This is a genomic window from Lysinibacillus parviboronicapiens (genome assembly GCF_003049605.2).
GTDB classification, from domain to species: Bacteria; Bacillota; Bacilli; order Bacillales_A; family Planococcaceae; genus Lysinibacillus; species Lysinibacillus parviboronicapiens.
In genome coordinates, this window is the sequence record NZ_CP073713.1 from 2,753,505 (window position 1) to 2,767,571 (window position 14,067).

Below are 14,067 nucleotides of genomic sequence, written 5' to 3' on the forward strand. Positions count from 1 at the left end.
ACATATCTTTTCTCTTATAAATAATTGGAAAAGTCATAAAATACTTTATTAAAACTCCTCACCCTCATCAAATTCAACACGCTTTACTTTACCTTGATAAGTAACAATCTTAGTTTTAGCATGTGCCGGAAGTTCGGAGAATTTTGCAATTCCATCAGATAAGACGATGACACAGTTTTCGGGCAGTTCCATAATGTCAACTTGCAGCATACCTTCGTTCGTAATTTCTAGTTGCTTTAAACGCATAAATGCTTCCCCCTTATGCTATAATGGTTATACTGCTAGCAAGGGTGAAACCTTTGTTATTCTAGAGCTACGGTTGCCGCCGTGGCTCTATGCAATCCATTCCAATTCACTAACATCACATATAACTGTTTCCTCAGCAAATTGTATTACCACTGTATTTTTATTAACTTCTAACACAATTCCAACTTTTCCAATCAAATGATCACAGTAATATTTCCGATAATTGTGAATCTCCCAATCTATAGACTCGTCTAAAAGTTTAAGTTTCACCTTATCATGCAGTTTAATAGCCTCATTTTTTGAGTCTCCTGGATAATCAAAAATGCTTAGCTGCTGCATGCTAAATCATTTTTAGACACTGGACCACATTTACTAGTTACCCCCTGCCATACTTTCCATTCATTAAGTTCCTGTGTTGTAATACCGTAATATTCTGCTATTTGAAAGTTTTTCAAGCCCATTTCTTGCAAATCTAGATACCGATCTATGGTTAAAATCATGCCATGTTCAGTCATCGATTCTGCTAAAATATCATTCTTATTTTTCTTCCTAGGTGCTTGTATATTTTGACGTTTATTCAGATTTAACAAACTATTACCAATTTCATTAAATTGAATAAAGATGTCACACTTTTTACAGCTTTTAGCGTTACGATCATTTCGATTTGGACACGTAACACAGTGCTGATTGTGTAATATATTTTGTAGATTTAAGAGTTTGATTCTGTTGCTCATAAAATTCTCCTTTCCTTTAATCAATTTTACCCATACACTTATGTTAAAATTTAACTATCAATATAAAATAAGGAGCATTTAAATGGAGAACCTTTTATCCAAATTTTTTAGTGAAATTAGTTACATAGCTTTCATTCCATTATTGGTTATTACTTTTAAAAATATTATTGATAATAGAAACCTTTCAGATATAGAAAAAATATTAATGACTAACTGGAAAAGATTCAAAATTGATTTATCAAATTATGGGGTTTATAATTTTGTCCTTTTAACTATAGGCATTCTCTATATAGCTTTTAGCAACCCTAGTTCATTAGACAATGTTTTCCCTTCCATTTCAGTAGGTCTACTAGCATTTGCAATCGTTTGGCTCATCATGACAATAGCTTTTATTGTTTTATCTAACACGATTACTTGGATTGATCATAACTTAACTTCTAACAATGAGTTTTTTATTACTCTAGAAGAAGTAGAATGGAAAATTATTAAAATGAAAAATGAAACTTCAATGTTAGTAAGAAAAGACAATAGATATATGTTTATAAATGATTGGAATCACAAGGTGATATCCTCTCAACCAAAAGATTCTATTCCATTAAAAAAAATCTATATGCTCTTTCCAAATACTAAAATATTGAATAAAATTATTTTTCCCATAATCTTTGTCCTTTCACTAGTAGGGTTTATTTCTTGTTTCTTTATAAAAAACTTAATGATGTTTCCCTTATTTTTTCTTAGTGCTTTTTTATTACTTACTGTTGCAATGATATGGGTTGATCATTACTTATACTCTAAATTCAATCAACAGAGTTAATCAGCATTTATCCCCTCAAAAAGGGGATTTTTTTATTGCTAAGAATCATTGCACATTTTTGTTAATCCTCCCTAAAGTTTCTAAAATTTTTTGTTGTTCAGCTTCAAAGTCAGTTTCTTGCCCGACTTCTACAAATTCTGCGTTATCATCATTTCGCATATGGAACCACTCTGGGACAATTTCTGTACGCCCTTGCCGATGATAGTTTGGTGAAGGCGATTTAGCTTTATCCTCTTTTGCCTTTTTAGCTTTGATTTGACGAATTAGCGTTGTAGCCTTTTCTCGTAATTTTCTGGTTGAGAGAATGTTTGATTTCCAAAATGAATTCGATTGTGACCAATCAATAAGATACTCGATTTGCTCTACTGTTCTATCATCCTGTTCCATCATTAAGCGAATACCATCTGCCCATGTATTCATGTTTGGTTGTTTAAAGCCTGGATCATCAATCAGGATTTTTTGATAGAGTCTATCAGCTAGTTGGTAATACACAGAGAATTCGTCGTAAACTCGTTTGCGACTACTATTCTTTTTATTAGTAATCTCTGTATTTGTAATCTTTGTAGTAATCTTTGTATACGTCCCCACCTGTGGGGTACCACCTTCTACCGTAGAAGGTTGCACTCTCCCAACCTCCAAGTCACCACCCTCCTTACTTTGAAGGGAATACCCTCCTACATTCTGCGGTAATACCCCATTACCAGAATTAAAGGTGAAACTTTCTAAAAGAGTTACGTTTAGGTCAATAAAAAGCACATTCGATAATCGAGTTCTATTAGCATTAATCGTCCGAAATTCACGCTTAATAATGCCCCTATTTTCTAGGCGATCCATTGCTTCTTTAACTTGTTTTTTACTAAAACTAAATTGCTCAGCAAAGCGATCATACGAGAGTTGTAATAAATCAGATTTGAATTTCTTTTTTATGTTGATGAGACGTCCTGTCGTCTCATCTTTTTCATAACTTGGACGATACCAATAAACAATTTCTGCAAGAATGATTATGGCGTTTAAATCAGGCTTGCCACTATCTAGGCGGAAACTTTCAAACCACATATGTGGAATAACGTTACCTTCTAAGTGCATTTGTCCCACTAAATCGACTGTATTATTTCCTGATGTAAACATAAATGTTCCTCCTATGCTGCTCCCCAGTTAGCAATGAACTTCAAAGCGTCCTGTAGCTCATGTTGTCTTACGTCACGATATGAACCCACTTGATAGCGTTCTTTGATAGCAGAATATAAGGCTCTGAATAATACACGTCTTGCTCCTGTTTGTTCTGCTAATTGATACACACGCTCATTCACAGCTTTTCGTAAACGAAGTTGTTCTCCTGAGTGTATTGTTACTTCACACATTTGATTTTCCAAAGCCATCAACCTACTTTCTAAGTTTTGAAAATCAACTAGACTAATTGCCAAAGTTTGAGCCTGTACTTTCTGTGGCTTGTCCAACAACATTGTGTAATAGTTATCAATTAGAGCTCGATACGCATCTTTAGCCTGCTTGCTTTTAGAAAATTGGGCATGGAGAAATGCTCCTTTTTCAGTCCAAAGATAAAGTACTGAAACATATTTAAGGGTGACGTCATTTTGTCGCTCACCTTTAAAAGCTTTTAAATCCCCACCTGTTAGTGCAAAATAATGTACACCTAGTTCGAATTGATCCTGATTTCGTTGAAAGTTACGATTGATAGTTTTACTATTCGTTTTAAACGATTCAGCTAGTTGTGCACTTGTCAACACACGTAAACTGTCATGTACAATAATTTCTGGTAGCATGTATTATCTCCTTTCTTGCTGCTTCACTAGATTTTTGATATAGTTTTAGTAATATATTTTTCTTAACCCGCTTACTAGCATGCCAGTGCTTGTAAGCCTTTTTTATGCCCACTTTTAAGGGTAGCGTCATTTTGACGTGCGGCTCGGTAGATGAGCATATAACGCTCAACTGGCTTCATTGCCAACCATTCTTTCACATTGATTTTCACACGGACCACCTGCCTTTCATCGGACTCACAAGCAAGTTGCTTATGAATCCTGTGACGAGAACGAATCAGACAGCTTTCAAAGGATTCTCTAAATCTTCCACTAGTTCAATTGCGTCTTTAAGTGCAGTTACTCGACCTTTTTGTGCAAAATAATCCTTTTGATTACTCATATACAAACAACTATCGAAAGCCTCAGCAACATCGACTGCAAAATCCCGTAGCAGCTCTTCCTCATGCGCTAAAAATGTACCTAGCTTTTCTAAAATTTGTTCCATGTTAATTCCTCCTTTATTGACTTATATACAGTTCTTGCCCATAATAAAGGGACAAGGTTTTTATTAAATTTTTGAACTGTGCACCGACCAAAGTTACAGTTCAAGCTTGATGCAGGTGCTCATTGCGCTTGCATTTTTTTATTCTCAACTTTTCGTACAGTCACCAAATGAATACCGTTTACCTCTGCAAACAGGTATTCACTTTTCATTGGTTCGAATATAGAAGGCTCAATGTGGATCTCCTTAACCTATGCCGTTAAAACCTCAAAGTCCTCATACATAACTTGAGCATGGCAAACACCGTCGTAAAGATCGGTAGCTAATATACTTGCCGCCTTCGCCATTTCATGCTTTTCTTTTAACATCGCTAACAATTTATCCATGTCGAACTTTGAATAACACATATCTAAATTTGCATTAGCAAGCCTATGTTCCTTGAATTTAGACTCTTCAAGAAAAGCCATAAATGCTTTGATCTTATCCATCCATGTCTCACCTCTTCTCTTTGAATTTTTTAAAATGTTTAGTAATCCTCTCTAATACTCTCAATGGAAATCTCAGTCTCACATTTTTCTTCGTCTACAACAATTGGAATACTATGAACGTAGGCTTTAAACAATTCCTCTTCAAGACGAGACATCTTGCCCTCCATGATGATTCGAGGAGAAACTTTTGAATAGAAACGATCAGCGGAATACTTTTCTTTAGCGTTGACAGTAACGCTAGATAACTTACCATCCGAAATGCACAAACGATATTTGCAATCAATTGATTGCTTATGCTCATTTGGGTCCATATAAATGTGGTATAAATTTTCTACATGACTGGATTTTTCTACAAAAAGGGTCATCTCAACATAATCATCCATAGATAAATCATCTAAATCGTCAACTTCCTGGGCCATTTTCAACACTAATTGCGATAATTTAATTTCATTTGGCATTCCAGAACCAATAATCTTACCAACACGTCTATTAAAATCTTCTAAACCTTTTGTATAAATTGCATCATCTAGCTGCTTCTTAATTGCTTGAGCGAGCAATTCGTTGTAAGAAGGAATATCTAATTTATCTAAGTTGATTTGTAATTGTTCTTTTAGTTCCTTTTCAAGTGCTTTTGATAATGGACTCCAAGAACCCAACAAATCTTTTATGGAACTTTCAACAGTTGAAGTAACTTGCTTTTTAATAATGTCCTTAACTGTCCCCTCTTCATGTAGTTCAACTAATGCTTCGTTCATCATTTTTTGAATATCCATAATGTATAATGTCCTCCTAGCAAATATTTTTTTGAGTAATACTGTAAACCAGCCATCAAATAAACCAACAAGCAAATCCACCGATAATCGGAAGCAAAGTTTGCATGATAGTAAGTCCGTCTACCCCCATAAAAAATGCGACAGCTACTTCTTGCGAGTTGGTTTGCTTAAACCAATCCAAGAAGGTGGAAGCATCAGGAACCTTGTTATCATTCTCAAATTTCGAAATACATGGTTGTGTACGATTCATGCGATGCGCCATTTCTTCTTGTGAAAACCCTGCACGTTCACGGCATGCTTGCAAAATGGCTCCTATTTTCATATTCTCACCACCTTCCACATTCCAAACTGGAATACTCTATTCAGTTGTTGTGCGATAAAATTTTTATATGAAGCATCACACAATGGATTTAAAGTACGTGGTATGCGTATTCACCCATTCCGTATGTTCATCAATCCAATGCAACAAAGCTTTGGTTGGGATTAACACCCTCCCTGCCTCGTGAAACTTAGGAAAATCAATACGCCCTAGCAATTCAGCGGCCTTTGTATCTTTAATATTGAATAACTCTTTCATTTGATCTCGAGTTAATAGTACTGGCAGCTCTCGAACTAACGGTTTTGGTGCAAATGCCTTTTCCAGTTCCTCACGAAACAGCTGTCGAAACTCCTTCCTTATATCCGCTTTAAACTCCTCGCTATACATCCTCTCACCTCCTTCCAAACCAGTTATGTCATAGCATGTTATATCTTCTAGATTTTTGTTCAAATGTCTTTCTTAAAGCCCCTTTTTAACCACCATTTTCGATTTCGCTATAATCTTTTTAGAATCGTTTGTAATTGGAGATACTACTGGTGCCTGACAGATTGTTTTTGTATAAAGCCTCACTCTTTATAGAATTGCTGAATATCTACAGAAATCTTTCCACCAAAATTAATATCTTTATGCCTTGTCGTAAGGATTACATATACTTTTTCTTGTTCTATCACGCACACCCTCTAAAATTTCTATTTCAGCAATAATTTCATTAAAAAATTTTTCTGTAGTACATTTCAATACTTTTGCTAACATTGGCAGTTGCTCTGCTTTAAATAAATATGTCCCATTTTCATACTTCATATAAGTAGATGCATTCTTCATTTCCATTGAATCTGCTGCCTCTTGAAGTGTCATTTCTAACTCTTGTCGTCTTTGCTTAACATACTCTAAATTAAAAGTCTTCATTTTTCTCACCTCTTTAAATTGCTATTTCAGCAACTCGTTAAATACAATATACCATTGCTATTTTAGAAATTCAAGTATTAAATTTCCATTTTGGAAATTATTTTATTTCTAAAATGGAAACGTGATATATTTAATATTAGAACTCACTGAAAGCGGTGAAAACATGGATATTGGAAGAAAAATAATCTCCTTAAGAGAAAAAAGAGGATGGACGCAACGAGAATTAGCAAACCGAGTTAATTTAAACGTTAGTGTCATGAATCGAATTGAATCTAATGAAAGACCCGTTAAAGATAGTGAGCTACTTAATTTAGCAATAGTATTAGAAGTCAGTACTGACTATCTTCTTGGCCGTACAGATACCCTCGAACCTACATCAAAGCCACAAGATGATGAAACTGCATTCCAGGCATTCATCAATGATCCCGAACTTGGTGTTTGGTATAAAGAGTTACCACAATCTAGTGAGGAAGAACTTCGCAAACTTCGTACTATATGGGAAGTGATTAAAAGTGAACAAAAAAAATAGGCATACCATTCGAATGTTTGCCTATTTTCTCATCACTTAAAAGGGAAAATCATACATCATATACACATATTTGCATGTATTGTACAATTAATTCGATATCACATTTATTTTATTACTTAAAGGGTGTGAAGCTTAATGATTTTTAATAAAGTAGCTCGTGAACAATCAGGAAGCGATTCGTATAATAGATATGAATTTCAAACTTCATATACTTTCAACAAACTACTTACAATTTACAAAGAAGAAAACAAAGAAAAGACTATTTTTTGCGAACTGCATGATGATTTAATTATTTCCAACGATTCGATTCAATTTAATGAAGTGAATTTTTTTCAAGTGAAAACACGTGATTCTGGTACCTTTACATATAATAGATTATTTAAAGTAGAGCCAGGTAAAAAACATTCTTTTATGGGATATGTATTCTACAATTTTTTAAACTTCCCTAACATTTGTAAAAAATGCTATTTCATAACTAACCAAGAGATAAACTCAGAATTAAACTCAGAATTAAATGACTGGATTAAATCCGTACATTATAAGACTGATTTAAAGGTGACTCATCCTACTTCATATAATAATATTAAAAGTTCAATTAGAAATGAATTTCCATTATCAATGTGTCCTGATAATTTATTTGAACAAACTTTTAATATTTTTATAAAAAATACTTATTTTGAATTAACAGATTTAGATTTAAAAAATCATAGAAAGATCGTTCACAGTAATTTTGTTCAAATGATGGAGTTCAAAAATTTACAATTAGATACTGTACAACACTTGCACGAGGCAATTCGAAGAGAAATAGTGGAAAAAGCTACCACTAAATTTGATTACATCGCCTCTAGAGAAACAATACTAAATAAAAAGTCTATATCATATGAAATATTTGATAAAATACAATCTTCACTTATTAAAAAAAATGAAGTTTCTGAATTATTTTCCCACCTTCCCCTAAATATCATAGATATTAAGATTATAAAGAAGGCATTAAAACAACATAATGATTACATGATTCTAAATCCAGACGACATTGAATATTTTGAAGAAATCGAAGAATATTTGGGAATTTACGAGACATATTTCACTGAACATTTTTTTAATATTAGTTCAACATCTCTCCCATCAGATTTTAACAATTTAGTCTCCAGCTATACTATACAGCACCAGAATATCAAACTGAAAATATTGGAGGGTTTATTCTATGAAAAATACTTCGAAAAAATTAGCGAATATTAAACATAGAAATTTTATTAGAAATTTAAGATTACTTCAATTGAAAGGAGAAGAATCTGAACATGAGTTACCTATCCTTCAAAAAATTATTAGTGATAGATCTCAAAAGTAAAAGAGCTAAAGAAATAATTTTTAGTGATGGCTTAAATTTAATAATTGGGAAAAACAAAACTGGAAAATCTTCGTTAATTAAAAGTATTTTACATACACTTGGTTGTGAAGTGAAATTTGATGATAGTTGGGAAGAACTAATAAATTTATATTATTTAGAGGTGTCAAACGGGGAGTCAGAATTCATTTTTGCACGTAATCAAAAGTATTTTTATATAAAAACTCCTGATAATGATAATTTCGAAACTTTTATAACTTACGATGATTTTTCCGAACGTTTTAACACTATTTTTAACATTAATCTAAAAATCACAAACAATAATGGTGAATCGGTTATTCCAACGCCAGCACTATTATTTTCGTATCAATTTATTGATCAAGATATTGGTTGGAGTAATATCCCCAATAGATTTCCAAATATGAGTCATTTTTTTGAAGCCGATAAAATGAGCATTCTCTATATCACTGATACTTTACCAAATGAATATTTTATAGAAAAAGAAAAAAAAGATATTTTAAAAAAGAAAATAAGTGCTCAAGAGAAAAATAATAATGAGGTATCTGGATTTTTAGGAACTTTATATGAAAAACTAAATATTCAAGAGATTGAAAGCAACCCGGATATCCCCATTCATGAAGAATCTATACTTAGACTAGTAAATGAAATTAACAATACTGAAAACAAAATCATCGATCTAAAGAAGATGATTGTTTCAGAAGAAAATATAATAAATCAAAGCAGAAAAGTATTATCCATTATTAAAGGAAATATCGATGAACTAGTTAAAGATATTAAATATTCTAATTCATTACCATCGAAACTCGTTTGTCCAATCTGTCATACTTCTCATACAAATGAGTTTCCTGAGATTCTAGGATTAATATCTGAAAAAGATGAATTAGAAATTTTAAAAAAAGAAACTCGACAACATATAAAATTATCTAATGAAAATATAGCTAATTATCAAAATGACATAGTTGTTCTAGAAATAGAATTAGAACATTTAAAAACAGCTATTGAAAAATTAGATAATCAATCTCCATTCATAGAAAATATTAAACAAGAGGGCGTTTTAGAAATGGCGAATGCGTCTAAGGAGCTGTTGGAAGAACAAATCGGAATTTTAGAAGGTATGCAGCTTGACTACATAAAGTTAGATCAAAAAGTAAAGGAATTATCTTCAAAAAAAATTACTAGTGGTTTAACTAAATCCTTGAAAGATCTTTACCATAGCAATGCCGAAGCTTTAAATTTAGAATTAGCATCACCCTCTTTTACAAATTTTAGACCTAGTTTGAAAAATTACTCTGGAAGTGATCTAACTCGAGCTATATATTCATATTATTTATCTGTTTTCGAATACAATATTTTCAATTCAACATATCCCTTCAGGTTCCTAATTATTGATACGCCTAATCACCAAGGACAAGATGAAGAAAATTTATTAACTATTTATTCACGTTTACTTTATATGTCAACTTTAGAGGGTCAATTAATAATGGTAACAGAACGAACAACCGGAAGTGAAGATTACGCTCATGTTATTGAGCTAAGTGATTATAGACAGGTATTAAATAAAAAAGATTACATAAACAATCTTAAATTAATTAAAAACTTAGACCAGTAATTATCACCCCACTACCAAATAGTGGGGTTTTATTATACACTAAAGAAGAACACAAGTTCTCACTTTGTAATATTGGAGATGGTTTGATGGTAACTTATTTTACACACACTGAAGAATACATTAAGACACTGTACAATCATATTGGTATATTTACGCCGCAGGAGCTTAACTTTCATACGATTGCCGAACGCTTAAGGATTAATACATTTTTTTGGTCGGAAAGCAGCCAGGCACTTTTTACAGGAAATACAGGATTGCTCTTTTTAAATGAATCTCTAACACCACAACAACAATGGCAAGACTTCTGTCATGAGCTTTGCCATGTACTTTTACATACTGGGCATCAAGGGCGTATGTCTCCCCTATTCCGTGAGTACCAAGAGAATAAGGCAAACAACTTCATGTATCATGCCTGTATTCCCTCTTTCATGCTGGATGAACTTGAGCAATCTGATTCGAGTGCCCTCACCGTCCACCATGTACAACAACTATTTAATGTCGAATACGATTTTGCAGTAAAACGATTGGAACAATACATAAGTAACAAGCAATTATTCTGAATTGGAATAGCCTGTGGGATGCGGCTATTTTATATTCATGAAAAGATAGACATGCACATAAATAGGTGATGAAATGGAGGAGAAGGATGTGAGTTTAGGTGAATTATTGAAGGAGCTACGTGGTGATGAAGGTTTACGTGATGCAGCGAAACGAATGGAAATTACGTATTCTTACTTGGCCATGTTAGAAAAAGGCACTGATCGACGTACAGGCAAACCCATAAAGCCAACTCCCGAAACGTTACAGCAAATTGCCAGAGCATATAAATACGATTACATGAAGCTGATAGAAGCTGCGGGCTATTTGCATGATGCGTCTTACAACCCTACATTGAAAGAACCCTTTGCCCATTACCCCTCTTTACAGCAATGGTATAAGTCTTTACCCAACTGTAACGAAAAGGACATCGAGAAACTGAAAACGATTTGGGAAGTAATTCATGAAAGTGGTGACAACTAATGCATTTCGTACAAATCAATAAGACGACATGGCGTTGTACAGGAGAAGGCCCACGTAATCCAGCCACTGGCAAACGACGCCAAATTACCCGTCGTGGCAAAAGTAAAGGCGATGCAAGAGCAAAAGTAGAGAAAGCTATTGCAGAGCTGAAAAAGGCATATACCTTTGATGCGAAGGTGACATTCGAAGAGTTCAGCCAAGATTGGCTGAAGCTATATCGTATGAAGGGCAACAAGGAAACGACCAACGAGCATCGTGCCTACTGCATTTCCCTACTGAAACGTAACTTGGCGAAAAAGAAAATGACCGCCATCACGACCATTGAAATACAAGGTACCCTCAATCATCTATTTGAAAATGGCACAGCCTTTTACACGCTACGCGGCACACACAATGTGGCGAAGATGATGTTTGCATATGCGAAGGAAATTGGCTTAATTGAGATAAACCCTGTTGAAGCTTCATTTATACCAAAGAAAAAGCTAGCATTAGAGGATGTTAGTAATGAAAAAACAGCGAAGCTCTATTTAGAAACCGAAGAATTAAAGGAATTTTTAAGTTACGTGAACAAGCACCGCAATATTATGTACCGTACTCTCATTTACACAATCGCCTTTACAGGTATGCGCCCAGGAGAGGCGATTGCCTTGAAATTAGAGGACGTAGATTTAGACAAAAAAATCATTAACATTAACAAAACTGTATATGCGAAAAAAAGCATTCGAGGCGACTTCGAGCTCACACCACCAAAAACTTTTGGCAGCATCCGCTCCGTTGACATAGATGACATTGTCGTAGAGAAATTGAAGCAGCTCTACAAATGGCGTGAGGATCGCGAATGGATTAAATCTGACTTTGTATTCGGTGACAAAGAAGGCATCCCCCCTACCGTCAAAATGCTCAACCAAACCGTCCGACGACTAGGAGCCCTCACCGACATCAACAAACAATTCCGCACCTACATCCTTCGTCATACGCACATTAGTTTATTGGCAGAGGCTGGCGTGAATCTGAACTTCATTATGAATCGTGTCGGTCACAAAAACTCTAAAACCACGACGAAAATTTATTTACATGTGACATCAGGAATGCGCGCCAATGCATCTGAGAAAATGCATGCTAAGTTTACGGAACTATTGGAGGTTTAAACTTTTAAGAAATACTATTTAAAAAAGCATTTTTTATTAAAGTAAAAATGACTGAAGAGTACTTTAATTTTCGAAATTAATAATAACAAAAAGAGGCGTTACAAAGATTTAAATCTTCTCTGTAACGTCTCTCACATTTAACTTATGTTAAAGAAACTTTAAGCATTCCTTTAATTCTTTTGTCGTAAATATTTTAGTTTTATAGTTATCAATATTATCCAAAATAAATTCTATCGCTTCTCTAGTTCGAGCTTCTTGTAAATCGAGGTTTATTAACTCTAATATTACTTTAGTTTGCTGCAAACAGTTGTGTATACTAAATTGATTACGAATTTCTGGTTGTTTCAGAAACTTAACTAATGTATTTATTTGTTTAGAATTAAATAACTTAATGATTTCATCATAATATTGTTTTGCACCTGGAGAGACTCCTTCGCAATACCATGTACCATTACCAATTCTGCAAACTAATATCGTTTTAATTAGCTTATCTTCAAAATTAGGCAAAATATCACTTTCTTCAATAATATATTTTTTTATTTGTTTAGCAATAGGTACTTCATGATGGAAATTATCTCTAGAATTATGTGTATCTATTAATCTATCTAATAGTGCATTTACTTCTCTATTGCGAGTACCTTCACTCTTATAATTGCTACCATTACATTTTTCTAAGAAACTATTCCCTAAAGCAAGGGTTTCATCGTCTAAATTTAAAGCAAATTGATCTAGTTTAAAACCAATCTCATATTTTTTATTTTCTGGACTTGTCTCCCACACTATTGGTGCTAATTTTAAAATATTTACCCTTACATTCGGAGACGTGTTTTTCTTGGTAAAAATACCGAAAAGTGTTATCAATAAATTGCCTGATATTCGTGTATTTTGTTTTTGTAAGTTTTCTTTAATTTGTTCTATTCGTGGCTGATCAATTACTAATTCATCATTTTTTAGATTTTTTACAAGTTGTTGAACAAACAAAGCAGCTTCGGATGGTCTATCATCTATAATATCTTTTACACACGTTTCAAGCCAACCTAGTAGCTCAAAAGTTTTGATCGATTCCATATTTGGATGGGAAGCTCCGATATTATTACGCATGTATAGGATATGTTTTAATTTTTCATGTAAAAGATCAGATATTAATTCTAACTTTCTACATGTATCAATTAAAGTATTATCCTTTATGGAACTTAAATCGTCGAAAGTTGAATAGGTTTCTCTTAAATCCCCTCCCACAGCTGCGTCAAAGAATAAATCAAGTCCATAGACATTTACTTTAGTTCTTAATGATACAACTACTTCATTCCACAAATAATTTAACGCCGCATCATATAAACCAATAGCAGAACTGGCAACAAACTTTGATAAATATACTGCGTCTCTTTTAGTTTGTTGTGAAAGGTCTTGAATTGTTTGAGGCAAGTTTATACTCATTAAATTTCTTTCTCTATCTGAGGCAATGATTCCCTCATGAGGTAATCCTAATTCTTGTAAATATGATTCGAAATTTTTAAAAGGAACTAAAGTTTGAGTGCCTGATTTACTCTCAATTAAATCTGTTCTTGTTTCATCCATATTATTTATATCTCCTTAATATTAATATAATATAACTTATTAGCTATATTTTACCAATATTATACACAAAAAAGTGAATGTTGACACTAATGTTTTTCAGTAAATAACCTGTATGAATTTATTAATTTTATGGAAATGAAATTAATAGTTAATATTTGAACTTTAGGAAATCTGAAGAAAAATGTTTACTTTTCGTGACTTTTTTCAAAATCAAGCTCATTTATCCTCTACAAAGGCTGATACATCTAGGATTCTACAAAGAATGAACGCTT

At 33.3% G+C, this 14,067-nt stretch carries 20 protein-coding genes; 7 read left to right on the top strand and 13 right to left on the bottom strand.

Features of this window, described 5'->3' with window-relative positions; translation table 11 throughout:
* Nucleotides 1-48 precede the first annotated feature (48 nt).
* The 3 genes from C9J31_RS13235 to C9J31_RS13245 form a co-directional block, all read right to left on the bottom strand.
* The gene (locus C9J31_RS13235; RefSeq protein ID WP_107951353.1) at nt 49-246 is read right to left on the bottom strand and encodes an XtrA/YqaO family protein; all 198 of its coding nucleotides are present in this window, start codon (nt 244-246) and stop codon (nt 49-51) included.
* Nucleotides 247-333: 87 nt separating this feature from the next.
* Nucleotides 334-585: a hypothetical protein gene (locus C9J31_RS13240; RefSeq protein ID WP_107951352.1), complete on the bottom strand. Its 252-nt coding sequence runs from the start codon at nt 583-585 to the stop codon at nt 334-336.
* Nucleotides 573-980: a hypothetical protein gene (locus tag C9J31_RS13245; RefSeq protein ID WP_107951351.1), complete on the bottom strand. Its 408-nt coding sequence runs from the start codon at nt 978-980 to the stop codon at nt 573-575. Before C9J31_RS13245 ends, C9J31_RS13240 begins: the two co-directional genes overlap by 13 nt.
* Before the next feature lie 82 nt (nt 981-1,062).
* Between C9J31_RS13245 and C9J31_RS13250 the strand changes: the two genes are divergently transcribed.
* Nucleotides 1,063-1,794 (top strand): hypothetical protein, encoded by a 732-nt coding sequence (locus C9J31_RS13250; protein WP_107951350.1) that lies wholly within the window; start codon nt 1,063-1,065, stop codon nt 1,792-1,794.
* Between the two features lie 45 nt (nt 1,795-1,839).
* Here C9J31_RS13250 and C9J31_RS13255 read toward each other — a convergent pair whose 3' ends face one another.
* From C9J31_RS13255 to C9J31_RS13290, 9 genes are all read right to left on the bottom strand, one after another.
* Complete coding sequence (locus tag C9J31_RS13255) at nt 1,840-2,922, bottom strand: DNA replication protein DnaD (protein WP_107951349.1); 1,083 nt, start codon at nt 2,920-2,922, stop codon at nt 1,840-1,842.
* 11 nt (nt 2,923-2,933) lie between these two features.
* Entirely contained in the window at nt 2,934-3,578 is a 645-nt protein-coding gene (locus C9J31_RS13260; protein ID WP_107951348.1) for an ORF6N domain-containing protein, read from the bottom strand.
* Between the two features lie 74 nt (nt 3,579-3,652).
* Entirely contained in the window at nt 3,653-3,787 is a 135-nt protein-coding gene (locus C9J31_RS23995) for a hypothetical protein (protein WP_274520199.1), read from the bottom strand.
* 65 nt (nt 3,788-3,852) lie between these two features.
* Nucleotides 3,853-4,062 (bottom strand): hypothetical protein, encoded by a 210-nt coding sequence (locus tag C9J31_RS13265; protein ID WP_107951347.1) that lies wholly within the window; start codon nt 4,060-4,062, stop codon nt 3,853-3,855.
* Nucleotides 4,063-4,310: 248 nt separating this feature from the next.
* Nucleotides 4,311-4,547, bottom strand: coding sequence for a hypothetical protein (locus tag C9J31_RS13270; RefSeq protein WP_107951346.1), 237 nt, complete (start codon nt 4,545-4,547; stop codon nt 4,311-4,313).
* 38 nt (nt 4,548-4,585) lie between these two features.
* On the bottom strand, nt 4,586-5,320 hold the full coding sequence (locus C9J31_RS13275; protein ID WP_107951345.1) for a hypothetical protein: 735 nt from the start codon (nt 5,318-5,320) through the stop codon (nt 4,586-4,588).
* Between the two features lie 55 nt (nt 5,321-5,375).
* The gene (locus C9J31_RS13280) at nt 5,376-5,642 is read right to left on the bottom strand and encodes a helix-turn-helix domain-containing protein (RefSeq protein WP_036164188.1); all 267 of its coding nucleotides are present in this window, start codon (nt 5,640-5,642) and stop codon (nt 5,376-5,378) included.
* A gap of 75 nt (nt 5,643-5,717) precedes the next feature.
* Nucleotides 5,718-6,026 (bottom strand): hypothetical protein, encoded by a 309-nt coding sequence (locus tag C9J31_RS13285; protein ID WP_107951344.1) that lies wholly within the window; start codon nt 6,024-6,026, stop codon nt 5,718-5,720.
* A 237-nt stretch (nt 6,027-6,263) separates the two neighbouring features.
* The gene (locus C9J31_RS13290; protein ID WP_107951343.1) at nt 6,264-6,545 is read right to left on the bottom strand and encodes a helix-turn-helix domain-containing protein; all 282 of its coding nucleotides are present in this window, start codon (nt 6,543-6,545) and stop codon (nt 6,264-6,266) included.
* A gap of 163 nt (nt 6,546-6,708) precedes the next feature.
* Between C9J31_RS13290 and C9J31_RS13295 the strand changes: the two genes are divergently transcribed.
* The 6 genes from C9J31_RS13295 to C9J31_RS13320 all read left to right on the top strand — a co-directional run bounded on the left by C9J31_RS13295 (nt 6,709) and on the right by C9J31_RS13320 (nt 12,217).
* Nucleotides 6,709-7,074 (top strand): helix-turn-helix domain-containing protein, encoded by a 366-nt coding sequence (locus tag C9J31_RS13295; RefSeq protein WP_107951342.1) that lies wholly within the window; start codon nt 6,709-6,711, stop codon nt 7,072-7,074.
* 135 nt (nt 7,075-7,209) lie between these two features.
* Nucleotides 7,210-8,313 carry a dsDNA nuclease domain-containing protein gene (locus C9J31_RS13300; protein WP_107951341.1) on the top strand — a complete coding sequence of 368 codons (1,104 nt, stop codon included), beginning with the start codon at nt 7,210-7,212 and terminating at the stop codon, nt 8,311-8,313.
* 59 nt (nt 8,314-8,372) lie between these two features.
* Nucleotides 8,373-10,049 (top strand): AAA family ATPase, encoded by a 1,677-nt coding sequence (locus tag C9J31_RS13305; RefSeq protein WP_107951340.1) that lies wholly within the window; start codon nt 8,373-8,375, stop codon nt 10,047-10,049.
* An 86-nt stretch (nt 10,050-10,135) separates the two neighbouring features.
* Nucleotides 10,136-10,609, top strand: a complete 474-nt coding sequence (locus C9J31_RS13310; RefSeq protein ID WP_107951339.1) for an ImmA/IrrE family metallo-endopeptidase — start codon at nt 10,136-10,138, stop codon at nt 10,607-10,609.
* A gap of 88 nt (nt 10,610-10,697) precedes the next feature.
* Nucleotides 10,698-11,069 (top strand): helix-turn-helix domain-containing protein, encoded by a 372-nt coding sequence (locus C9J31_RS13315; RefSeq protein ID WP_193767172.1) that lies wholly within the window; start codon nt 10,698-10,700, stop codon nt 11,067-11,069.
* Nucleotides 11,069-12,217 (top strand): tyrosine-type recombinase/integrase, encoded by a 1,149-nt coding sequence (locus C9J31_RS13320; RefSeq protein ID WP_107951337.1) that lies wholly within the window; start codon nt 11,069-11,071, stop codon nt 12,215-12,217. Before C9J31_RS13315 ends, C9J31_RS13320 begins: the two co-directional genes overlap by 1 nt.
* Before the next feature lie 147 nt (nt 12,218-12,364).
* Here the strand turns inward: C9J31_RS13320 and C9J31_RS13325 are convergent, their stop codons facing one another.
* A complete protein-coding gene (locus C9J31_RS13325) occupies nt 12,365-13,795 on the bottom strand; it encodes a hypothetical protein (RefSeq protein WP_107951336.1) in 1,431 nt (476 codons plus the stop codon).
* Nucleotides 13,796-14,067 lie beyond the last annotated feature (272 nt).